General features: G+C 72.4%; 18 protein-coding genes. 11 read left to right on the forward strand and 7 right to left on the reverse strand.

Annotated elements, in window-relative coordinates:
- Positions 1–30: 30 nt before the first annotated feature.
- The 3 genes from ACSMXO_RS00335 (at position 31) to ACSMXO_RS00345 (ending at position 5,765) form a co-directional block, all read left to right on the forward strand.
- A complete protein-coding gene (locus tag ACSMXO_RS00335) occupies positions 31–516 on the forward strand; it encodes a MarR family winged helix-turn-helix transcriptional regulator (protein WP_346261063.1) in 486 nt (161 codons plus the stop codon).
- Between the two features lie 171 nt (positions 517–687).
- On the forward strand, positions 688–2,979 hold the full coding sequence (locus ACSMXO_RS00340) for an MMPL family transporter (RefSeq protein WP_455416296.1): 2,292 nt from the start codon (positions 688–690) through the stop codon (positions 2,977–2,979).
- 119 nt (positions 2,980–3,098) lie between these two features.
- A complete protein-coding gene (locus ACSMXO_RS00345) occupies positions 3,099–5,765 on the forward strand; it encodes an ATP-binding protein (protein ID WP_455416297.1) in 2,667 nt (888 codons plus the stop codon).
- Positions 5,766–6,113: 348 nt separating this feature from the next.
- Here ACSMXO_RS00345 and ACSMXO_RS00350 read toward each other — a convergent pair whose 3' ends face one another.
- The gene (locus ACSMXO_RS00350; protein ID WP_455419453.1) at positions 6,114–6,563 is read right to left on the reverse strand and encodes a MarR family winged helix-turn-helix transcriptional regulator; all 450 of its coding nucleotides are present in this window, start codon (positions 6,561–6,563) and stop codon (positions 6,114–6,116) included.
- Between the two features lie 150 nt (positions 6,564–6,713).
- Here ACSMXO_RS00350 and ACSMXO_RS00355 point away from each other — a divergent pair, with 150 nt between their 5' ends.
- Both ACSMXO_RS00355 and ACSMXO_RS00360 read left to right on the forward strand, forming a co-directional pair.
- A complete protein-coding gene (locus tag ACSMXO_RS00355; protein ID WP_346261059.1) occupies positions 6,714–7,298 on the forward strand; it encodes a YceI family protein in 585 nt (194 codons plus the stop codon).
- A gap of 279 nt (positions 7,299–7,577) precedes the next feature.
- The gene (locus ACSMXO_RS00360; protein ID WP_455416298.1) at positions 7,578–9,056 is read left to right on the forward strand and encodes a glutamate-cysteine ligase family protein; all 1,479 of its coding nucleotides are present in this window, start codon (positions 7,578–7,580) and stop codon (positions 9,054–9,056) included.
- Positions 9,057–9,062: 6 nt separating this feature from the next.
- On the opposite strand, the gene ACSMXO_RS00365 is transcribed toward ACSMXO_RS00360, so the two are convergent.
- Complete coding sequence (locus ACSMXO_RS00365) at positions 9,063–10,463, reverse strand: hypothetical protein (protein ID WP_455416299.1); 1,401 nt, start codon at positions 10,461–10,463, stop codon at positions 9,063–9,065.
- Between the two features lie 185 nt (positions 10,464–10,648).
- Between ACSMXO_RS00365 and ACSMXO_RS00370 the strand changes: the two genes are divergently transcribed.
- Both ACSMXO_RS00370 and ACSMXO_RS00375 read left to right on the forward strand, forming a co-directional pair.
- Entirely contained in the window at positions 10,649–11,323 is a 675-nt protein-coding gene (locus ACSMXO_RS00370) for a PASTA domain-containing protein (protein ID WP_455416300.1), read from the forward strand.
- Positions 11,324–11,444: 121 nt separating this feature from the next.
- The gene (locus ACSMXO_RS00375) at positions 11,445–12,260 is read left to right on the forward strand and encodes a PASTA domain-containing protein (RefSeq protein WP_455416301.1); all 816 of its coding nucleotides are present in this window, start codon (positions 11,445–11,447) and stop codon (positions 12,258–12,260) included.
- Positions 12,261–12,404: 144 nt separating this feature from the next.
- On the opposite strand, the gene ACSMXO_RS00380 is transcribed toward ACSMXO_RS00375, so the two are convergent.
- Complete coding sequence (locus ACSMXO_RS00380) at positions 12,405–12,923, reverse strand: hypothetical protein (RefSeq protein ID WP_455416302.1); 519 nt, start codon at positions 12,921–12,923, stop codon at positions 12,405–12,407.
- A gap of 161 nt (positions 12,924–13,084) precedes the next feature.
- Complete coding sequence (locus ACSMXO_RS00385) at positions 13,085–13,387, reverse strand: hypothetical protein (RefSeq protein WP_455416303.1); 303 nt, start codon at positions 13,385–13,387, stop codon at positions 13,085–13,087.
- Between the two features lie 583 nt (positions 13,388–13,970).
- On the opposite strand from ACSMXO_RS00385, the gene ACSMXO_RS00390 reads away from it, so the two are divergent.
- The 3 genes from ACSMXO_RS00390 (at position 13,971) to ACSMXO_RS00400 (ending at position 15,864) form a co-directional block, all read left to right on the forward strand.
- Positions 13,971–14,852 (forward strand): helix-turn-helix domain-containing protein, encoded by an 882-nt coding sequence (locus ACSMXO_RS00390; protein WP_346261052.1) that lies wholly within the window; start codon positions 13,971–13,973, stop codon positions 14,850–14,852.
- Positions 14,822–15,043, forward strand: coding sequence for a DUF397 domain-containing protein (locus ACSMXO_RS00395; RefSeq protein ID WP_278065204.1), 222 nt, complete (start codon positions 14,822–14,824; stop codon positions 15,041–15,043). The genes ACSMXO_RS00390 and ACSMXO_RS00395 overlap by 31 nt, the downstream gene beginning before the upstream one ends.
- Before the next feature lie 380 nt (positions 15,044–15,423).
- On the forward strand, positions 15,424–15,864 hold the full coding sequence (locus ACSMXO_RS00400; protein WP_455416304.1) for a hypothetical protein: 441 nt from the start codon (positions 15,424–15,426) through the stop codon (positions 15,862–15,864).
- Here ACSMXO_RS00400 and ACSMXO_RS00405 read toward each other — a convergent pair.
- The gene (locus tag ACSMXO_RS00405) at positions 15,832–16,431 is read right to left on the reverse strand and encodes a hypothetical protein (protein ID WP_346261050.1); all 600 of its coding nucleotides are present in this window, start codon (positions 16,429–16,431) and stop codon (positions 15,832–15,834) included. The two genes, ACSMXO_RS00400 and ACSMXO_RS00405, sit on opposite strands and share 33 nt — an antisense overlap.
- Before the next feature lie 246 nt (positions 16,432–16,677).
- On the opposite strand from ACSMXO_RS00405, the gene ACSMXO_RS00410 reads away from it, so the two are divergent.
- The gene (locus tag ACSMXO_RS00410) at positions 16,678–18,549 is read left to right on the forward strand and encodes a S8 family peptidase (RefSeq protein ID WP_455416305.1); all 1,872 of its coding nucleotides are present in this window, start codon (positions 16,678–16,680) and stop codon (positions 18,547–18,549) included.
- A 65-nt stretch (positions 18,550–18,614) separates the two neighbouring features.
- Here the strand turns inward: ACSMXO_RS00410 and ACSMXO_RS00415 are convergent, their stop codons facing one another.
- Both ACSMXO_RS00415 and ACSMXO_RS00420 read right to left on the reverse strand, forming a co-directional pair.
- Positions 18,615–19,394, reverse strand: a complete 780-nt coding sequence (locus ACSMXO_RS00415; RefSeq protein ID WP_346261048.1) for a 3-ketoacyl-ACP reductase — start codon at positions 19,392–19,394, stop codon at positions 18,615–18,617.
- Positions 19,391–20,788 (reverse strand): hypothetical protein, encoded by a 1,398-nt coding sequence (locus ACSMXO_RS00420; protein ID WP_455416306.1) that lies wholly within the window; start codon positions 20,786–20,788, stop codon positions 19,391–19,393. The genes ACSMXO_RS00415 and ACSMXO_RS00420 overlap by 4 nt, the downstream gene beginning before the upstream one ends.
- Positions 20,789–20,834 lie beyond the last annotated feature (46 nt).

Below are 20,834 nucleotides of genomic sequence, written 5' to 3' on the forward strand. Positions count from 1 at the left end.
TATAAGTATGTCTAGCGTTATCCTCGTGAAGTGAAACGAGTGACCATGGCGGACGAGACGGTGCTCCGGCAGGCGAGGACACTCGTACCGGTTCTGTACCAACTGAGCCGGGTGATGCGGCTACAGGGCGTCGACGCGGCCGGGCTGGGCCAATTGCCGCCGTCCGAGCTGGAGGTGCTCCGGTACGTCGCCGACGCCCCCGGCGTCTCGGTGAGTACCCTCGCCCGCGACCTCGGCCTGCACGCCAGCAACGTCAGCGCGACCGTCCGCGCCCTGGTGGCCCGCAACCTGGTACGCCGCGAGCCCGACCCGAACGACCGGCGGGCCGTACGGCTGCACGCGACCGTGGACGCGGCGCACGGCTCGGCCCGGATCGAGGACGCCTGGGCCCGGATCTTCGCCGACGCCATGGCCGAGATCAGCGACGAGCAGCGGGCCGAGCTGGCCAGCGCCGCTCCGGCACTCGGCGCGCTCGCCGAACGCCTGCGGGCCCGCCGCGCCACCGAACGCGGCTGATCCGTTACCTGGTCGCCGCAGCTCCCGGCCTCGACCCGGGACACCGGAGCCTCGACCCGGCACACCGGACAGTCAGTTCTGACCGGATAGCGGCTGACGCCTGGCTGCTCAGGGTGTTTGCATGTGCGCCGAGGGCGACGAGCGGGCGTCGCTCCAGGGGAGGTTCGAAGCATGTTCGCTGCGTTCGGACGGTCGCTGTGGCGGTGGCGCTGGCCGGTACTGGTCGGCTGGCTGGGACTGGTGCTGGCCGGAGCCACCCTCGGCGGGCAGGTCTTCGACCGGCTGGTCGACACCGACAACCTCCGCCCGGACGCCGAGTCGCAGCGGGCCGACCGCCGGGTCGCCGCACTCCTCCCCGAGGGCCCGATCGTGGTCGCGATCGTCCGGGACCGGGACCCGTACGACCCGGCACTGGTGGCCAGCGTCAACCGGGTACGCGCCGAGGTGCAGGCCGTACCGGGGGTCAGGGAGGTCGAGGACCTCTACAACGCGGCGGGCGGCCGGATCGGCGCCGACAACCGCAGCACCCTGGTCCGGGTCGAGTTGGCCGACGGGCTGCCGACCGCCGAGCGGGAGGCGGCCGAGGACCGGGTGGCCGCCCTGCTGCGCGGCATCGACGCGCCGCAGGTGCTGGTCGGCGGCGAGGAGTTGGCCGAGCGGGCCTTCGCCGAGCAGGCGATCGACGACGCGGCCGTCGGTGAGTCGATCGCGCTCGGCGTACTCCTGGTGGCGCTGGTGGTGATCCTCGGCGGCCTGCTCGCCGGGGTGCTTCCGCTGCTCGCCGCGCTCGCCGCCGTCGCGGTGACCCTGCTCGGCCTCTACGGCCTGACTGCCGTCACCGGGGTCGGCGAGTTCACCGTCAACGTGGTCACGCTGCTCGGCATCGGCCTGACCGTGGACTACGCGCTGCTGCTGATCGCCCGGTTCCGCGAGGAACGCGGCGACGGGCGGGGGAGCGAGGACGGGCCGGGGAGCGGCGATCCCGCCGAGGCGCTGGCCCGGACGATGGCGACCGCCGGCCGTACCGTGCTGATCTCCGGCCTGGCGGTCGCGGCCGCGATGGTCGGCCTCTACGCCTTCGCCTCACCACTGCTCGCCGCGATGGCGCTCGGCGGCGCGCTCGCGGTGGCGCTGGCCACCCTCGCCGGCCTGACCCTGCTGCCGGCGCTGCTCGCCGTCGCGCACCGGCACATCCCGGCCCCCGGCGCCCGGACCTGGGTGCGCCGGGTCCTGGCCGGCGCCGCGAGCCCGGCCCGCCGGATCGTCCCGGCCCGACCCGCCACCACCCCCCGATCGGGTACGCCCGGCGCCGACCCCGGCCTGCTCGGCCGGCTCGCCGGGTACGCACAGCGCAAGCCCGGCCCGGTGGCGTTCGGCGTCTCCGCCGGCCTGCTGCTGCTCGCCCTACCGTTCCTGGCCGGCGCCAACCTGGCCAACTCCGACGCCCGGGCGCTGCCCCGGTCGATGGAGGCCCGGCAGGTGCACGACGTGCTACTGCGCGACTTCGAGGCGGGCCGGGCCGCTCCGGTCACCGTCGTCGTCGATGCGGATCCGGCCAGCGCCGAGGTGCGGGACCTGATGAACCAGCTCAACACCCTGCCCCAGGTGATCCGGATGCAGCCCCGCCCCGACGTGCCGGGCCCGGCGGTGGTGATCGACCTGACGCCGAGGGGCGCGACCGGCGGCCCCGAGTCCCGTGAGCTGGTACGCGCGGTGCGCGCCCTCGACCAGCCATTGCCGCTGCTGGTCGGCGGGCCCGCCGCCGAGCTGGTCGACTACCGGTCCTCGGTCACGCAACGGCTGCCGTACGCCGTACTCGTGCTGCTGCTGGTCACCACCGGGCTGCTCTTCGTACTCACCGGCTCGCTGGTCATCCCGGTCAAGGCGCTGGTGATGAACGTGCTGACCCTGCTCGCCACCCTCGGCGTACTGGTGGTGGTCTTCCAGTGGGGCGTGGGTGCCGCCCTGATCGGGGTGGAGTCCTGGGGGGCGATCGACCTCACCACCCCGGTCCTGCTCTTCGTCTTCGTCTTCGGACTGTCGATGGACTACGAGGTCTTCCTGCTGGCCCGGATCCGCGAGGAGTGGCGTCGCTGGTCGGGTCTGCGTACCCCGGCGGCCCGCACCCGGGCCGGGCAGCGGGCGGTGCTGGCCGGGATCACCCGGACCGGTCCGGTGGTGACCTCGGCGGCGGTCTGCATCACCATCGTCTTCCTGGGTTTCCTGCTCGGCGACCTGACCGCGGTCAAGGAGATCGGCTTCGGCATGGCGGTGGCCGTACTGCTCGACGTCACGGTCGTCCGCGGGCTGCTGATGCCGGCGTTGATGAGCCTGCTCGGCGAGTGGAACTGGTGGGCGCCGACCCCGCTGCGCCGGCTGCACCAGCGGTTCTCCGGCGACCGGGACCTGCCGGTCGGTACGCCGGTTCCGCCCGCTCCGGTGCCGGTTTCCGTCGAACCGTGAGGGCTCGGTTACCGGCCGGAACCGGTCATCGGTGATCTGTCGGATATCTATGTCCTCTTCCGTCGGTAGCGCGACGTATCTCTGCCGAGCCCCTACCGGGCTGCGTAGTCTTCCTGCCCATGACTCCGGATCATGGCTCCGACCGGGTTCCGGGTGGCTTTGCCGAGGTGCTCCGCCGGTGCCGGCGGGCGGCCGGACTGACCCAGGCCGAACTCGCCGAACGGGCCGCCGTCGGGATCCGTACGGTCCGTGACCTCGAACGGGGCCGGGCCTCCCGTCCACAGCGGACGACCGTGGAACTGCTCGCCGCCGCGCTCGGTCTGGCCGGGCAGGACCGGTCCGACTTCGTCGCGCTGGCCCGGGGCCAGGCCGGGCCGGCGCCGGAGGTGGGCGGTCTCGCGTCCGCGGCGTCCCGGCGGCTGCCGACGCGCGGCTTCGGGCTGCCGGATCCGGGTGAGCTGATCGGTCGGGACCGGGATGTGGCCGACCTGGCCGCGATGCTGACCGAGCAGCCCCGGGTGGCGCGCGGGGTGGTCAGCCTGGTCGGCCTCGCCGGAGTCGGCAAGACCGGGCTGGCCCTCAAGGTCGCCCGGGAGGTGGCCGACGACTTTCCCGGTGGTACCAGCGGGATCGTCATGATCGAGGGTTCCACCGAGGGTGACGTGCTGTCGGTCGTCGCCACGGTCTTCGGCGTCGGCCGGGCCAGTGACCTCGCCGGCCGGTTCTCGGACGCGCCGTCGCTGCTGCTGGTGGACGCCGTCGAACGCGCCCCCGGAGCGGCCGCCGAGGCGCTCGACCGGCTCGCCGAGATCGCGCCGACGCTGCGGGTGCTGACCACCGGACGGCACCCGGTCGGGCTCTCCGGGGAACGGGTCCGCCCGGTCACCCCGCTGGAGGTGCCGCCCGCCGACGTACCGGCCGACCTCGCGGTGGTGGCCGGCTATCCGGCCGTCGCGCTGCTGCTCGCCCGGCTGCGCCAGATCGGCCGCGAGCCGCCGCACCCCGACGAGGTGGTCGCGCTGGTCGAGCTGGTACGCCGGCTCGGCGGGCTGCCCCTCGCCATCGAACTGGCCGCGGCGCACGGCCGGGTACTCAACCTCAACGAGCTGCTCGACCGGTACGGCAACCGCCTGCTCGACCTCGGCACGGCACCGGTGGGCCGGGCGGCGGCGGTGACCCTGCGGGACGCGGTGGCGGCGAGCTACCGGCTGCTCGACGCCGACGAGCGGGCCGCCCTGCGCCGCCTCTCGGTAATGCGCAACCGCTGGTCGGTGGAGCTGGCCGAGGCGATGCTCGCCCCCGACCCGTTCCCGGCCGACGGTGCGAGCCCGCCCGGCGACCTGCGGTTCACCGATGGCGATGCGCCGCCCGGCGACGGGAGTGCCGGCGACGAGCCGGCCGGACCGGTCGATCCCGTCCGGTCGCTGGACCGGCTGCTGGCACACGGGCTGATCGGCGCCCGGGGCACCGGACCGCTCCGGTTCCGGGTACTGGACGTGGTGCGGGACTTCGCCGCCGAACGGGCCACCGCCAACGGCGAACTCGCCGCGATCCGCCGACGGCACGCGTCGGTCTTCGCCGGGCTGGCCGCCCGGGTCGCGCCGGACCTGGCGGGTGCCCGGTTCGTCGAGGCGGTCGGCCGGCTCGACGAGGTGGCCGGCGACCTGTGGACCGCACTGGCGTACTCGGCGAACGACGATCCGCACACCGCGCTGCGGCTGGCCGGGAACCTCGCCCGATGGTGGCGGTACCGGGGGCGGGACGTGGCGGGTCGGCAGTGGCTGCGCCGGCTGCTGGACGACCCGCGTACCGGTGACGCCGATCCGGCGGCCCGGGCCTGGGCCCAGGTCGGCGTCGCGCAGCTCGCCCAGGAGCACGGTGCCGGGCCGCAGGAGCTGCCGTCCGCCGAGGCGGCGGTGGCGGCGTTCCAACGGCTGTCCGACGTACCGGGAGAGCTGGCGGCCCGGAACGTGCTCTGTGGACTGTGGACCGCGATCGGCGGCCACGACGAGGCGCGGCAGCACGGCGAGGCGGCGCTGGAGCTGGCCACCCGTACCGGCCGGATCCGGGACATGGCGGTGGCGCAGAACAATCTGACCTGGCACGAGATCCGGGTCGGCGACCTCGCCGCCGCCCGGCGCCGGCTGGCGGCGGTGGACCGGCTCGCCGGAGAGTGCGGCGAGGAGCGGCTCCGGGTGCTGGCCCGGGCCAACCTGGCCGAGGTGGCCCGGCTGGAGGGCCGGTACCCGGACGCGGTCCGGCACGGTCGCCGGGCGGTGTCGGCGCTGGCCGACCTCGGCGACCCCGGGCACCGCCGGCGGGCGCTCGGCACGGTCGGCCTGGCGCTCGCCGAGGACGGGCGGATCGACGAGGCGACGGCGGTACTCGCCGAGTTGCGTGCCCGGAAGGTGGGCGACGGCGCGGGCCCGGTCGAGCTGGAGCCCGGGCGTGCCCGGACCGACGAGATCCCTCCCCGGGACGACGGGATCTGCGCCCTGATCGAGGCGAGCCTGGCGATGCAGCGGGGCGACCGGGAGTGGGCGGCCGAGTGGTACGCGGCGGCCGTGCGGGCCTGTGAAGGGTCCCGTGACCTGCGGGACGTTGCCGAGGCGCTGGTCGGCCTGGTGGCGAGTACCGACGATCCGGCTGCCCGGACCGCGGCGGTCAAGCGTCTTGCTCAGGTGTGCCGGGAGGGCGGGATCGTCCTGCTGCCGCGGGAGCGGGCGCTGATCGGTGCGGCGGACCTGGACCGGACCGACACGGACGTGGACCGGGCCGAGAGCTGACGACCGTCGGCTTCTCGGCCACCTCGGGGTGTCGGCCCCGCTGTCACTTCCGGGCGTCGGCCCTCACCTTTGGGGCGCGTCGGCTCTCACCTTGGGGCCGTGGCGCGAGCGGGACAGCCCCCCGACAGAGCCCTCACTGATCCCCGCCCGCGCCACGTCCCCAGAGCCCCCCGGCTGCCTGAAGATTAACCAGCATCAGACGCCCGTTTTTTCTGATTGATGGGTGACATGGCGATATGTGCGTGACTTCTGCCGGTCTTTCTGCCGGTGGTCTTTCGGGGTGTCCGGATCCCGTCCTGAGGTGGTAATCAGGATCCGTGGCGAATGTCGGCACTCCGTGTGCGGAGATCAACAGGCAGTGGTCGCTCCGGCGCTGGCGCTGCTGCTGCCGGCGGTGGCGCCGGGATGGACCGCGTCCCGGACGATCCGCAACGAGTCGAGCAGGCTCTCCAGCCTGGCCGGTTCGAGCTGACCGATGAACCAGTCCTGGATCAGCTCGATGTGGCCGGGCAGCGTCTCCACGAGTCGCGCCATGCCGGACTCCGTCACCACCGCGTACGCGCTGCGCCGGTCGGAGGGGCAGGCGCGGCGGCAGAGCAGGCCGTCCCGTTCCATCCGGTCGACGACCCGGGTCACGCCGCTGGTGGAGAGCGAGGTCTGCGCGGCGAGGTCGGTCATCCGGAGTTGGTGCTCGGGCGAGCGGGCCAGCCGCATCAGGACCTCGAACTCCACCGTCGACAGCCCGTGCTCCTCGAACTGGGCGGCAAATCTGGCGGCGAGCCCGGCGTACACCTCCATGACCAGGCCCACGGCCGTGATCCGGGCGTCGTCGTACAGGTTCTTGGTCACACCGGCATCGTAGCAGTCGTTGACACCGGGAATATTGCTGTGTCTATAGTTGCTCGGTCAGTCATTGGTCACACAACCTATCTCCTGGGAAGGCACATCATGACCAGCAGCGCCGAGTCCGCCACCACCCGTACGTGGGAAGGGCTGACGATCCCCACCGCCGGCACCTACCTGCTCGACCAGGCGCACAAGCGCGTCGGGTTCGTGGCCCGGCACATGATGGTGAGCAAGGTCCGCGGCCAGTTCCGCGAGGCGGAGGCGACGATCACCGTCGCGGAGAACCCGCTGGAGTCCGCGGTGACCGCGACCATCCAGGCCGGCAGCATCGACACCGGCGCCGACGACCGGGACAACCACCTGCGCAGCGGCGACTTCCTGGAGGCGGAGAAGTACCCGACCCTGGAGTTCCGCAGCACCGGCGTCAAGTCGCACAGCGGCAACGAGTTCGTGCTCACCGGTGATCTCACGATCAAGGGCGTCACCAAGCAGGTCGACCTGGAGGTCGAGTTCGAGGGCGCCGGCCGCAGCCCGTTCGGCCAGGACATCTTCGGCTTTACCGCGACCACCGAGATCGACCGCGAGGAGTTCGGGCTGACCTGGAACGTCGCGCTGGAGACCGGCGGCGTACTGGTCGGCAAGAAGATCAAGATTGAGATCGAGGGCGAGGCCATCCGCCAGGCCTGACCCCGCCGCCCGACCACACCGTCGGGATTGACACCAGGATGCCCCGGTCACCGCTGCGATGGTGACCGGGGCGCCTCGTTGGGTAATGCGCCCGATGGAAAACGAAGCTCGTTCGTGTGCGATGGTGGACGCAGCGCCGCTGTTCGCTCACGCTGGGCCGGCGGGCGCCGTGGCTGTCGTCACGTGTGCGCGGTGCTCCTACGGTAAGGATTCGTACGCGCCTCCGCTGGACAAGGCCCTGCGGAACTGCGCAGACAGCGCTTCGCGGCGGGAGGGTCGATGGGCCAGGACGTGTCAGAGGTCCCCTTCACCCGGGAGGACCGGATCCGATACCGGCAGAAGGTACGCCGGTGTCTGGACGTCTTCGCGCTCATGCTCGACGACTTCGGCTTCGACGCCGACCGGCCGACCACCGGCCTGGAGATCGAACTGAACCTGGTGGACGCGAACGCCGAACCGGCGATGCGCAACGCGGAGGTGCTGGACAATCTCGCCGACCCGAGCTTCCAGACCGAGCTGGGCCAGTTCAACCTCGAACTCAACGCCCGACCCCGGCTGATCGAGGGAGCCGGCTTCGCCGACTACGAGCAGGACCTGCGGGCCAGTCTCGGCCGGGCGGAGGAGCTGGCGGTCAAGTCCGACGCCACCATCATCCTGATCGGCATCCTGCCCACGCTCACCCCCCGGCACCTGGTCCGCGACAACCTCTCCACCAACGAGCGCTACCAGGTGCTCAACGACCAGATTGTCGCCGCCCGGGGCGAGGACATCGAGCTGGACATCCGGGGCGTCGAGCGGTTGCAGACGCATACCGACTCGATCGTCTCCGAGGCCGCCTGCACCAGTCTCCAGTTCCACCTCCAGGTGGCGCCGGACAGTTTCGCCGACTACTGGAACGCCTCGCAGGCGATCGCCGGGGTACAGGTCGCGCTCGGCGCCAACTCACCGTTCCTGCACGGCCGGCAGCTCTGGGCCGAGACCCGGGTCGCCCTCTTCGAGCAGGCCACCGACACCCGGCCCGACGAACTCAAGGCCCAGGGCGTACGCCCCCGGGTCTGGTTCGGCGAGCGGTGGATCACCTCGATCTTCGACCTCTTCGAGGAGAACGTCCGCTACTTCCCGCCGCTGCTGCCGATCTGCGACGACGAGGACCCGGTCGAGGTGCTGCACAACGGCGGCATTCCCCGCCTTCCCGAGTTGCGGCTGCACAACGGCACCGTCTACCGGTGGAACCGGCCGGTCTACGACATCATGAACGGCCGTCCCCACCTGCGGGTGGAGAACCGGGTACTCCCGGCCGGGCCGACCGTGGTCGACATGCTGGCGAACGCCGCCTTCTACTTCGGACTGGCCCGGGACCTGGCCGAGGGCGACCGGCCGATCTGGAGCCAACTGACGTTCAGCGCGGCCGAGGAGAACTTCCACGCGGCCGCGCGGCGGGGCATCGACGCCGCCGTCTCGTGGCCCCGGCTCGGCGAGGTGAAGGTGACCGAGCTGGTGCTGGACGTACTGCTGCCGAGGGCGGCCGCCGGGCTGGACCGGTTCGGGGTCGGCGCGGAGCATCGGGACCGGCTGCTCGGCATCATCGAGCAGCGCTGCCGTACCGGCCGCAACGGCGCGGTGTGGCAGGTGGAGGCGGTGCAGGCGGCCCAACGCGGCCGGGGGATGGACCGGTCCGAGGCCCTGCACCACATGCTGCGCCGGTACGGCGAACTCCAGCGGACCGACGAGCCCGTGCACACCTGGCCGGTCGACTGACCCGGGTCAGCGGGAGCGGCGACCGAACCTACCCAGCCTGCCCTTGGCACCGCCCTCGGTGACCTCGGCGGACTCCTCCGACCCTGCCGCCCCACCGGCGACACCGCCCGGCTCGGCGGCGACCGGAGCGGGTTCGCCGCCGGACCCGGCGTCCTGGGAGCCGGCGGGGGCGGCGCTTGACGGTACCCGGTCGGTGTCGGCCTGGTCGGCGCCGCGCCGTGCCCTGCGGCCGGGCTGACCGGGCACCCGGGCCGATCGGCCGGCACCGCCCGACGGGCCGGCCCCGGGGGCGGCGGTGCGATCGGTCTGCTCATCCGGGGCGGCGTCGGTGGACGGGGCGGTGGCGTCGCTCGACCGGGTCTTCCGGCCAGCCTCGCCGGTCCGCGTGTCGCCGGTCGGCGGTGACGCCGGGCTGCCGTCGGTGGGCGGTGGCGCGTCCGGCCCGTTCCCGGACGGGCGCGGTTCGGAGCGGGAGTCGAGGGAGTCCGCCTGCCGGGCCATCGTCTCCGAGCGCTGTGCCAGCGCCGCGACCAGCGCGGACCCGGCGAGGCCGGCGACCACCGCGTACGGTGCCAGCAAATGTGCCGACACCTGCTCGGGACGGATGCCCACCAGCCGGGGCGCGGCGACGAAGTAGGCGACCGCCACCAGCAGCGGCCCGCTGATGCCCGAGATCGCGGCACCGACCCGGGTCGCCGGCCGGCGGGCCGCCGAGCGGGCGGCGAGCGCGCCGATCAGCAGCGCGGAACCGAGCGAGAGCGCGGCACCGGGCCAGTAGAAGTACTCGCGGAACCAGAAGCGTTCGCCGTCGGAGGTCAACTGCCAGACTCCGAGCTGCGCGGCGGCCAGCCCGCGCCCGGAGAGTACGCCGTCGACGACCGAGATCACCGCGAGCGCCCAGAGCCAGCAGACCGTACCGAGCACGTTGCTGGCGACGGCCGGCGACGAGATCGCCCAGATCGCCGCCACCAGCCCGAGCAGGATGCCGAGGATGGCGTAGCCGGCCGCGACGGTCTGCGGAGCGGAGGTGTCGGCCCGCACCACCGCCCGGGCGGGTACGGCGACCAGCACCACGGTGACCAGCGCGCCGATCCCACTGGAGACGGCGAGCGAGGCCCGCCACAGGAAGGTGGCCAGGGTCGGCGGCGGATCCCCGGCGCGCCCGGCGGAGCCTCGGCCACCAGCGCCGAGCCGGTGCGCGCAGACCGCCCCGGCAACGGTCGAGGTGGCGGCTATCCAGGCGGCCCAGGTGAGGCTGGCGACCCAGGCCGCCTCGCTGCTGCCGCCGCTCGACGGCAGCCAGGCGATGATGCCGAGCCCGTAGCCGAAGCCCAGTTGAGCGGCGCCGGCGCCGGCGGCAACGCCGACCGCCGTCGCGACGGATCCTCCCCAGCCTCGTGCGGCCATGCGGGGCAGCGTAGCGTCCATCCGACGCCGGGGGCGAGCCGTGAACCGGGGGCAGCCGTCCTGACACGAACCGTGGCCGGTTGCGTTCCGAGGGCCGGGCCACCGATGCTGTCGGGCAGCACACTTCCAGCGGGCGGACGGAAACGGCGTGGCTTACGTACGCCGGATGGTGAGGCAGGGTCGGCATGACGGATGAGGCTGTAGCGGGACACCCGGAGCTGGGCGGCGGTCCCTCGAACCGGACCGGCCTGTTCGCGGGCGCGGCGGTCGGGCTGGTCATCTGTGCTGTCGTCGGCGCCATCGGCGGCTACCTGCTGGCCGGCGGCGGCGACCGGGAGGGGCCGTACGATGCCGGATCCACCACCCCGACGGCGCAGACGACGAGCAAGCCACCACGGAGTACGCCGAGCCGGACCCCCAGCCGCCGGGCGAGCAGCACGCCGCCGCCGATCGGCCAGATGATCCTGCCCGACCTGGTCGGCGAGGACTTCCAGAAAGCCCGGGCGGAGTTGCGCGAGCTCGGCCTCGGGGTGCAGTTCATCTTCGGCAGTGCGGGCGACGACCCCAGTGTCGCCAGTACCAACCCGAGGGGTGGCACCGCGGTGAAGCGGGGCATCACCGTCCGGGTCACCGTGGTGGGTGAGGCACCCGAGGTGGTGGTACCCGCGCTGGTGGGCGAGTCCTGCAAGCAGGCGGCGCGGCGACTGGTCGACGACGGCCTCTATCCGAACTATCCGACCGGGGACCGGGGCGAGGTGCGCCACCAGGATCCCCCCGGCGGCACAGTGCTGCGCTGGAACCAGCGGGTCGGGCTGCACTGTTCCGACAGTCCGGCACCCGGCGGAACGCCGACGCCGTAGCCCGGGTACGCAGCGTCGAACGGGCGGACACGCCCGGACTCGCGACGATGGTGGGCAGCACGTCTGGTCGGATAGGTTTGACGTGGTTCGCCCGGTCCACCCGATGGCGAGAGGACGTGGCATGGCCGACGATCCGCGGCAGCCTCCGGACGACCGGGGTGTGGACGGCGACCGTGGCGCACCCGAAGGCCGGCCGCAGGCCGACGCCCCGAGCCCACCGCTCAGCGGTGCCGGTCCGGACGATGCCACCCGGATCGGCGAGCCGATCGGGCAGCCCGGCGCGGCGGACGCCACCCGAACCGGCGATACCGTCCGGCAGCCCGGCGCGGCGGATGCCACCGCGCCGATCCCGCCCCGCGAGCCGGCCTGGTCCGGCCGGGCCGGAGTGCCGCCCCGGGGCTCGGCCCCGCCCCGCCAGCCGCAGCCCGACTGGAGCTACGACCCGGAGCCGGACGACCGGCGCTGGTGGATGCCGATCCTGGTCGGGACGGTGGCGGTGATCCTGCTCGGCGTCCTGGTCGTCGCCGGCTGGGCGATTGTCGACTCGGCCCGGCGCGACACCCCCAGCTCACCCTCCCCGGTACTGACCACCCCGGCGGCGCCGACCGCGCCCACGACCGGCCCGCCGACCACCGCCGCGAGCACGCCGAGCGCCACCCCGAGCGTCACCACCGGAGCGCCGGTACTGCTGCCTCCGCTCGTCGGACTGTCCCAGCAGGAGGCGGTGGCGGAGCTCGGCCGGCTGGGGTTGGTGGCCCTGATCGAGCCCCGGATCTCCGCCCGGCCGCCGGGGACCGTACTGGACACGGAGCCGTCGACCGGTACGGAGGTCGAGCCGGGCAGCGAGGTCATCCTCGTGGTCGCCGAACCGCCGACCTCGCTGCCGACCACCCCACCCGGTCCCACCGGCCCGACCGGGCCCACCCCGGACGGCTGAGCCGCACCCGGTCCCACCGGTCCGACCCGATCCAGCGGGGAGGGCCGAGCGCTCGGCATCACGACAAGGCGGGAGCGACCGAGCCCCGGTCCGGGCGGCGGGCAAGGTCAGCACGGTCGGGGGCTTGCACACGGGCCGGACCGGTTACCAGTAGCGGCGCCTGGCACCGACCATGACCAGCCCGACGGCCGAGATCACCAGGCCGAACAGGCCGGAGTACGCCAGTGAACGCTGATAGCCCGGCGGCGGTCCGTCGGTGGACGGTGGTGGCCCGGCCCGCTGTTCCTCGGCGCGGTCCGGTTGCGGGTCCGGGTCGGTCGGAGCCCGGTAGGCAGGCTGGTCGTCGTCCGAGGCGGTGGCCGGGTCGGCGGTGCCGACGGCATCCGGTGTCTCCCGGCCGCCCTGGGCCGGCAGCCGCTGCCAGGGCCCGATCCGCCGGCCCGGCCAGCCCCGTTCGGTGTCGGTGGGGGGTGCGGTGGTGGCCGCCCCGCCGTGCCCGGAGGGGTCGACGGGTCCCGGATCGGTGTCGGTACGCCCCGACTCGGCTGGCGGCGTCGGGTTGGCGGCCGGGTGTCGTACCGAGGGTGGGCGGCTGGTGCCGGTGCCGCTCGCGCAGCCGGGCAGGCCGACGGTGATCAGGATCAGCAGCACGCTGACCCGCATGCTCCGACACGTCGTCCGGTGTCGGTCGGAGGTCTCAACTGCCATCGGCGGCTCCCAGGTTCGGGGCCCTCGACGACGCGCGGGTGGTGAACGCGTGGGGTGGATACGCCCAGTCTAGGACGGTGACCGGGGCGCCAACCGGCCTTCGGCGGAGATGCGCCTCAGCCGACCCGGACCCGCGCGGCGAACGCGGCGGAGTTGGTCCGGGCGGGCCGCAGAGCCTGCGGGTAGTTGTGCCGCCCGGCGTTGGTCTGGAGCTGACGCAGCCCGTTGACCTGCACGAATATTGACCGTCGTTCGACGGCGTCGCCGCTCGGGTTGAGCTCGTAGCCGTCCAGCCAGACCCAGCCGTGGTAGGTCGGCCAGTCGTGCACCCGGATCACCCGGAAGTAGATGGGCTCGGCGAACTGGACGCTCGCCGCGCGGGTCACGTGCAGCACATCACCGGAGCGGGGAAGGGGCACGGCAGCTCCTGTCCGACTGGCGCCGGGCGGGCCGGCGGAAGTGGCGGGCGGGGGTCTGGTGGGTGGTCCTGCGGCGGTTGGTCGGAGGTCGCATCAGCGGCCGGTCGGCGTGGGGCGTTGGCCGGGGCGATGCGTCGTTGCCATCACATCGCCCCGGCCAACACCTGTCGACTCCGGGACGCGCCAGCCGCCGTAGCGGCCCTGGCATACAGCGGCGGGGGCTCTTACCCCGGAGCGGGGCTTCTCGCCGTACCGCCGGCACGACCGTCTCCACGGTCAGGCGAGAATGGGGGAGCATTGCGTCGCCTGACCAGAGGGGAACGCTGCGTAGCCCGAGCCATACGGACAGGGTGCAGCAAGAACATGATCAATGCAAGTTGCAGTTTGCCCTTTGCTCCGGGATGGCGATAGTGGGCCGTACGGCGCTTGATGCGCCGCGCGTGGAACCGGCAGACTGGACCCGGTTTCGGCCCCTGTGGCCGACAGGGTCATCGCTCCATCCGCCGCGAATGATCCCCCGCCGATGGCGGTCGAAGGCGCGGCGGCAATCCGACTCCCTAATTGATCGTCCGGAGGTGACCCGGTGACCGAGCGCCGGAGCCCGACCATCCGCCGCCGTCGACTCGGCGCCGAGCTGCGCCAGCGCCGGGAGAAGGCCGGAGTCACGATCGAGGCCGTCGCCGAGTTGCTGGAGTGCTCCGCGTCCAAGGTGTCCCGGATCGAGACCGGGCACACCACGGCCACCGTTCGGGACGTCCGCGACATGCTCGGCATCTACGGCGTGACGGGCGCCGAGTGCGACGAGCTGATCCAGATCGCTCGGGAGGCCCGGCAGAAGGGCTGGTGGCATCCGTACAGCCCGGTGCTCGCCGGGGCGTACGTCGGGCTGGAGGCGGCGGCCGCCTCGATCCGGGCGTACGAGCAGCAGACCGTGCCCGGACTGTTGCAGACCGAGGAGTACGCCCAGGCGATGATCCGGTCCGCCCGGCCGGACTGGGTCGCCGAAGAAGTCAACCAGCGGGTCCGTGTCCGGTTGGGTCGTCAGTCGTTACTTGACCCGGACGATCCGATCGATCTGTGGGTGGTGCTCGATGAGGCGGTGATCAGCCGGCCGGTGGGCGGCGACGCGGTCATGCGGGCCCAGTTGGAGCGGCTGGTAGAGGCCGCTGACCTACCGAACGTCACGCTCCAGGTCCTGCCGTTCGACGCCGGTGCGCACGCCGGCATGGACGGCACTTTCACCATCCTCGGCTTCCCCGAACCGGGCGATCCAGACGTGGTGTACGCCGAAAATGCCACGGGTGGGCTTTTTCTGGAGAAGCGGGATGAACTACAGAAATACATATTCATCTTCGATCATATCCGAGCGGCAGCCCTACGCCCGGAGGAGTCCGTCGCGCTGATTTCGAAGTTGGCAGAGGAGCCATTGTGGAAGTGGAGACAAAGGGGTACCGCGTCGACCTGAGCGGGGCAGCCTGGCACAAGAGTTCGCGTAGCGGACCCAACTGTGACAACTGCGTCGAGGTGGCCTTCGCGGGCGGCGCGATCGCGGTACGCGATTCGAAAAACCCGACCGGGCCCGCCCTGATCTTCACGCCCGACGAGTGGGACGCGTTCGTCGGCGGTGCCAAGGACGGCGAATTCGACCTGACCTGACGGTCACGAGAACCAGCGACCAACGAACCTTCTTCAACCTCTCCTCGCGGTCCGCCGTGGCCGTAGGTGCAGGTCGGGGCGCACGCGCCGCGCCGTTCAGGTGGAAAGAGGTTCAATCCAGCGCGGTCACCCGGTCAGCGCCGAAGCTGCCCGGATGGCCGCGCTGGCTGCGTCGGCGGCCTCGGTGCACGCGTCGAAGCCGCCGAACGCGTCGGCGTCGCCGGGTGGCGTCCGACGGCTCCGGCGCGGGGCGCGGGACGGATCCCGAACGCTCCGGCTGGCCGTCGCCGCTGACCGGTCGGGTCGTTGTACCAGACGGCGGGAGTCGACATGAGCGGCCGCCGCAGGGGGTTGGCAACCGAGCGAGGCAGGCGAGACGGATGACTATCGGGTCGGAGAATCTGGGCAACGGTTCCGCCAAGCCGGAACGGTTCGGCGGCAAGTACCGGGGTGCCCGCCGGGACACCAGCACCACCGTGGAGGAAGCGTCGGTCGACACCGACCTCGGGTCGCCGGAGGGTCCCCCGGCGGAGCGGGTCGCCGACCTGGGTGGCGGCCTGACGTCGGCGAGCCCGCCGGAGCGTACGCCGACGCTGCCGTCGCTGGACATGGGTGGACTGACCGAGCCGGTCTTCCCGCCGGCCGGCTGGCCGGACGTGCACACCGAGCCGCTCGTCGACCATCCGCTGCTGCGCGGACTGCTGCTGGAGTTGCCGCCGAAGGGTAGTGTCCCCGGCTCGGTCTGGCTCGACCGCTGGTTCGAGGCCGCCCGGGCGATCCTCGAACTGCTATACGTGCAGGACGCCAGCCGTACGCGATGAGCGCGACCGTACGGTGACCGCCCGCTCCACCAGGCGGCTGTGCCGCAGCGCGTGCCGTACCCCGATGGTGCCGACCGCGAGCACCGCCGCGGTGAGCACCACTCCGATCATGCCCGGACTCGTCAGCGGCACCAGACCGGTGGCGGTGACCAGCGCCGGCAGCATGACCAGGCCGGTCACCTGCACCGGCAGGGCGATCATCGGATGAGCGGCAGCGGCCCGTAGCGCCGGTGGGGCCGGGGTCTCCGGCGCTCGCGCGAAGGCGCCCGCGCCGCCCCAGAGCTGCCGCAGCCGGCGTACCGTCACCGCCGCGACGACCACCGCGGGCACCGCCGGCAGGGCCAGCCCGACTGCGGTCCGGTCGGCGAGCGTCGGCTCCGCCTCCACCAGACCGGCCAGCAACACCCCGGCCAGCCCGGCCAGGCCGGACCCGACCAGTGCGAGCAGCAGTCCGGTTCGCCGGCGTAGTGGTCGCGCGGCCCGTAGCTGCGGCAACCCCTCGACGACGAGACCGGCCGCGATCCAGACGGCGGCGATCGCGAGCAGGATGGCGAGGTCGGTATCCATGCCAACAGCCTTGCCCGATTTCCGGCCGGGCGAATCCGGGCCCGCCCCCACCGATTCCCGGAGAAGGCACCCGTAAGGGGTGCGGAGTCGGCGTCCGACGCAGTGACAGTCATCTTTCCAGACAGATAGAACGTTCGGGATCTACTGTTCCGCAACGGTTCTGACTAATGTCAGCTCGATCGGTCGTGCTGACCTGTCACTCAACGGGACGGGCTGTCGTGCACCGATCGGAGGGGAGGAGGGGAGATGAGTCTCCCTCGTAGGTCCGTTGTCGTCGGAGTGTCCACTCTGGCCATGATCGCCGCCGCGGCCGTGCCGGCAGCCGCGGCTCCACCGGAAGCACCGGTCCGGGGTGTCGGCGCCGCCAACGCCGTCGCCGACAGCTACATCGTGGTGTTCAAGGACACCGCGGTCGCCCGGGCCAGCGTGTCGACGACGGCCCGGGGCCTGATCGGCAAGCATGGCGGCAAGGTGGGCCGCACCTACAGCGCCGCGCTGCGGGGCTTCGAGATCAGCGCCTCCGCACAGGCCGCGCGGCGGATCGCCGCCGACCCGAGCGTGGCGTACGTCGAGCAGAACAAGACGTACCAGATCAGCGGCACCCAGCCGAACCCCCCGTCCTGGGGCCTCGATCGGATCGACCAGCGGAACCGGCCGCTGGACAGCTCGTACACGTACCCGAACACGGCGTCGAACGTGAACGCGTACGTCATCGACACCGGCATCCGGTTCAGCCACAACGACTTCGGCGGCCGGGCGGTGAGCGGGTTCGACGCGGTCGACGGCGGCGCGGCCGACGACTGCAACGGGCACGGCACGCACGTCGCCGGCACGGTCGGCGGTACGTCGTACGGGGTGGCCAAGGCGGCCCGGATCTACGGCGTACGGGTGCTGAACTGCTCGGGCCAGGGCACCACCGCCCAGGTGGTCGCCGGGATGGACTGGGTGACCGCGAACGCGGTACGCCCGGCGGTGGCCAACATGAGCCTCGGCGGCGCGGCGGACAGCGCGATCGACACCGCGGTCAACAACTCCATCAACGCCGGCATCACCTATGTGGTGGCGGCCGGCAACGGCAACGTGCTCGGCGTGCGGCAGAACGCCTGCAACTACTCCCCGGCCCGGGTGCCGAACGCCATCACGGTCGGCGCCACCCAGAACAACGACGCGGCGGCGAGCTTCTCCAACTTCGGCACCTGCGTCGACATCCTGGGGCCGGGCGTCGGCATCACCTCCGCCTGGTCCACCGGCGACACCGCCACCAACACCATCAGCGGTACCTCGATGGCGTCGCCGCACGTGGCCGGTGCGGCGGCGATGGTGCTCTCCGCCAACCCGACCTGGTCGCCGCAGCAGGTCCGCGACTACCTGGTCAACAACTCCACGCCCGACGTGGTGACCAACCCGGGCACCGGTACCCCCAACCGGCTGCTCTACGTGGTCAACGAGGGCACCCCGGCGAACGACTTCTCGGTCTCGGTCTCGCCGGGCGCCGGGTCGACCGCGCCGGGCGGCTCGGTGACGGCCACCGTCGGCACCGCCACCACGGCCGGCTCCGCGCAGTCGGTGACGCTCTCGGCGAGCGGCCTGCCGAGCGGCGCCACCGCCACGTTCAGCCCGGCCACGGTCAGCTCGGGCGGTTCGTCCACGCTGACCGTCGCCACCAACAGCAGCACCCCGCCCGGGACGTACCCGCTGACCATCACCGGCACCGGGGCGTCGGCCGCCCGGAGCGCCACCTACACGCTGACGGTGACCGGCACCAGCAGCGGCTGCGCGGCCAGCAACACGACCGACGTGGCCATCCCGGACACCAACGCCAACGTGACCAGCGGGATCACGCTCTCCGGCTGCAACCGGAACGCCTCCAACCCCTCCACGGTGGCGGTGGAGATCGTGCACACCTACCGGGGTGACCTGGTCATCGACCTGATCGCCCCGGACGGCAGCGCATACCGGCTGAAGAACAGCAGCATCTTCGACGGTGCCGACAACCTGAACGCGACGTACGCCGTCAACCTCTCCTCCGAGCCGGGCAACGGCCTCTGGCGGTTGCAGGTGCGGGACGTCTATTCCGGGGACACCGGCTACATCAACGCCTGGACCCTGACTCTGTAGTGCGTTGACGGGACAGCGAGCGGGCCCCTTCCCCAGGCTGGGAAGGGGCCCGCTTCGTCGACGGACTACAGGGTACGCAGGTGGAAGCCACCGTCCACGTCGATCACCTGACCGGTGCTGAACGGCAGCAGGTCGGTGGCGACCGCCACGACGGCCCGGCCGACGTCGTCCGGCTGCCCCCAGCGCCGGATCGGGGTCAGGCCCTGGTTGAAGATCAGGTCGTCGTACCGGGCCTTGACCGGGCCGGTCATGTCGGTCTCGATCACGCCGGGCCGGATCTCGTAGACGTTGATCCCGTGCTCGGCCAGCCGGGCGGCGTAGAGCTGGGCGGTCATCGCCAGCCCGGCCTTGGTGACGCAGTAGTCGCCCCGGTTGACGCTGGCCGTGTAGGCGCTGATCGACGAGATCACCACGATCTTCGGGCGTTCGACCAGGCCGGCGGCCTGCTGCGCGATCATGGTGTTGGCGACGAGCTGGATCAGGAAGTACGGCCCCTTGAGATTGATGTCGACCAGCCGGTCGAAGGACTCCTCCCCGGCCTCCAGCAGGTCCGCCCGGACGCTCGGCGCCACCCCGGCGTTGCTGACCAGCAGGTCGATCCGGCCGAACGCGGTCGTCGTCTCGTCGACCAGGTGCCGCCGGTCCCCGGCCTGGGAGACGTCGGCCCGGACCAGGTGCGCCCGGCCGCCCCGGGCCGCCACCTCCTTACCGACCTGTGCCGCCGCGTCGGCGTTGCTGGCGTAGTTGACCACCACGTCGTAGCCGGCGCCGGCCAGCGCCAGCACCACGCCGCGACCGATGCCGCGCGACCCGCCGGTCACCACCGCCACCGGACGGCCGGTCACGGGGTCACCCCAACGGTCGGGCCGAAGAAGGTGTAGTACGGCTCGTCCCGGGCGATCCGCTGGAGATAAAGGGCCAGCTCGCGGGCGTGGTAGTCGCCCCACATGCTCGACTCGCCGTTCGGCACCCGCTGCCCGGCCGGTACGTGGTCCCAACCGTTCGGCCGGTGGTAGACCGAGTGCAGCAACAGGCCCTGGTGCCGCGCGTCGGTGCTCAGGTACGGCTCGCCGAAGAGCGTGTCGGCGACGGTTAGCCCGGCCTGCCAGTACTTCCGACCCTCCTCGGTCCGGCCGGCCCGGTCGAGATAGCGGCCCAGCCGGAGCAACCCCTGCGCGCCGATCGCCGCCGCCGAGGAGTCCACCGGCTCGTGCGCGTTGTACGGGTCCGCCGGCCGGTCCAGGTAGTCGCCGAGGCGGACCAGCCCGGGCGCCCCGGTGTCCCAGTACGGCACGCCGTCGGTGGGGGTGTGCGCCAGGTAGAAGTCGCAGGTGGCGGTGGCGGCGCGCAGCATCGTCGCCTCGACGGCGGCCCGGCCGCCGTACGGGGCCAGCTCCTCGTCGGCCAGGATCGCGAGGAACTCCAACTGCTCCGGGAAGCCGAGCATCGCCCAGGCCAGCCCCCGGGTCCAGGTGCTGAACGGCGAGTACCCCTGCTGGGTGCTGGGGCAGCGGTAGCTGCCGTCGTTCACGTTGAAGATCGACTCGTGCGCGGTCCGCCCGGGGATGTCGTAGCTGTCCCGGCCCTCGCCGTAGTAGACGTTCCACCGGGCGGTGTTGCCGGCGTGCTCGACCAGCCGGCGCAGCAGCGAGATCCGCTCGTCCCGCTCGCCCATCAGCACGTGCCCGAGCAGGTGCGACACGGCGAGGGCCCGGCAGGACCGGATGGTGTCGACGAAGAGCGACTGCGGCCCGTTGAACGAGTAGACGTAGCCGGTGCCGTCCGCCGTGGTACGCCAGCGGGCGGCCTGCACCGCACCGGTCAGCTTGAGCGCCAGCTCGTAGAAGTCCCGCTCGGCGCGGTCGGCCGGGATCCGCCCCTCGTTCACCAGCCGCCACAGGTTCCCGTACGTGCTGACGTTGTTGAACCCGTGGTCGTGTACGCCGATGTGGCTGACGTGGCTGGCCATCACCGCCACGGTCTGCTCCCGCCCGGAGTCGAGGAACCGCCGCTCGCCGGTGGCGTCGAACTGGAGCAGCGCGGCGCCGTACTGGAAGCCCTGGGTCCACTCGGTCCAGCCCCGCGCGGTGTACTGCCCGTCCACCGTGAAGACCGGCGAGGCGGCGCCGGGCGGGCAGGTCTTCTCGATCGAGTCGATTTTCTGGGCGGAGACCTCCCAGAGTCGGTCGATCTTGGGTAGCAGCGCGGACGGGGTCAGGCCCTGGTCGATCCTCATCATCGGCCCAGCATAGGAAAGCGCTATCCCAAGCGACAGGGGCACTCGT

This window comes from Plantactinospora sp. DSM 117369, assembly GCF_053764795.1.

Bases quoted from the DNA above. Each gene is read 5' to 3' on its own strand.
- ACSMXO_RS00355 (WP_346261059.1), top strand. From the start codon at position 6,714: ATGACCAGCAGCGCCGAGTCCGCCACCACCCGTACGTGGGAAGGGCTG.
- ACSMXO_RS00370 (WP_455416300.1), top strand. From the start codon at position 10,649: ATGACGGATGAGGCTGTAGCGGGACACCCGGAGCTGGGCGGCGGTCCC.
- ACSMXO_RS00345 (WP_455416297.1), top strand. From the start codon at position 3,099: ATGACTCCGGATCATGGCTCCGACCGGGTTCCGGGTGGCTTTGCCGAG.
- ACSMXO_RS00380 (WP_455416302.1), bottom strand. From the start codon at position 12,923: ATGCGGGTCAGCGTGCTGCTGATCCTGATCACCGTCGGCCTGCCCGGC.
- ACSMXO_RS00350 (WP_455419453.1), bottom strand. From the start codon at position 6,563: ATGGAGGTGTACGCCGGGCTCGCCGCCAGATTTGCCGCCCAGTTCGAG.
- ACSMXO_RS00375 (WP_455416301.1), top strand. From the start codon at position 11,445: ATGGCCGACGATCCGCGGCAGCCTCCGGACGACCGGGGTGTGGACGGC.
- ACSMXO_RS00365 (WP_455416299.1), bottom strand. From the start codon at position 10,463: ATGGCCGCACGAGGCTGGGGAGGATCCGTCGCGACGGCGGTCGGCGTT.
- ACSMXO_RS00405 (WP_346261050.1), bottom strand. From the start codon at position 16,431: ATGGATACCGACCTCGCCATCCTGCTCGCGATCGCCGCCGTCTGGATC.
- ACSMXO_RS00420 (WP_455416306.1), bottom strand. From the start codon at position 20,788: ATGATGAGGATCGACCAGGGCCTGACCCCGTCCGCGCTGCTACCCAAG.
- ACSMXO_RS00340 (WP_455416296.1), top strand. From the start codon at position 688: ATGTTCGCTGCGTTCGGACGGTCGCTGTGGCGGTGGCGCTGGCCGGTA.
- ACSMXO_RS00410 (WP_455416305.1), top strand. From the start codon at position 16,678: ATGAGTCTCCCTCGTAGGTCCGTTGTCGTCGGAGTGTCCACTCTGGCC.
- ACSMXO_RS00360 (WP_455416298.1), top strand. From the start codon at position 7,578: ATGGGCCAGGACGTGTCAGAGGTCCCCTTCACCCGGGAGGACCGGATC.
- ACSMXO_RS00400 (WP_455416304.1), top strand. From the start codon at position 15,424: ATGACTATCGGGTCGGAGAATCTGGGCAACGGTTCCGCCAAGCCGGAA.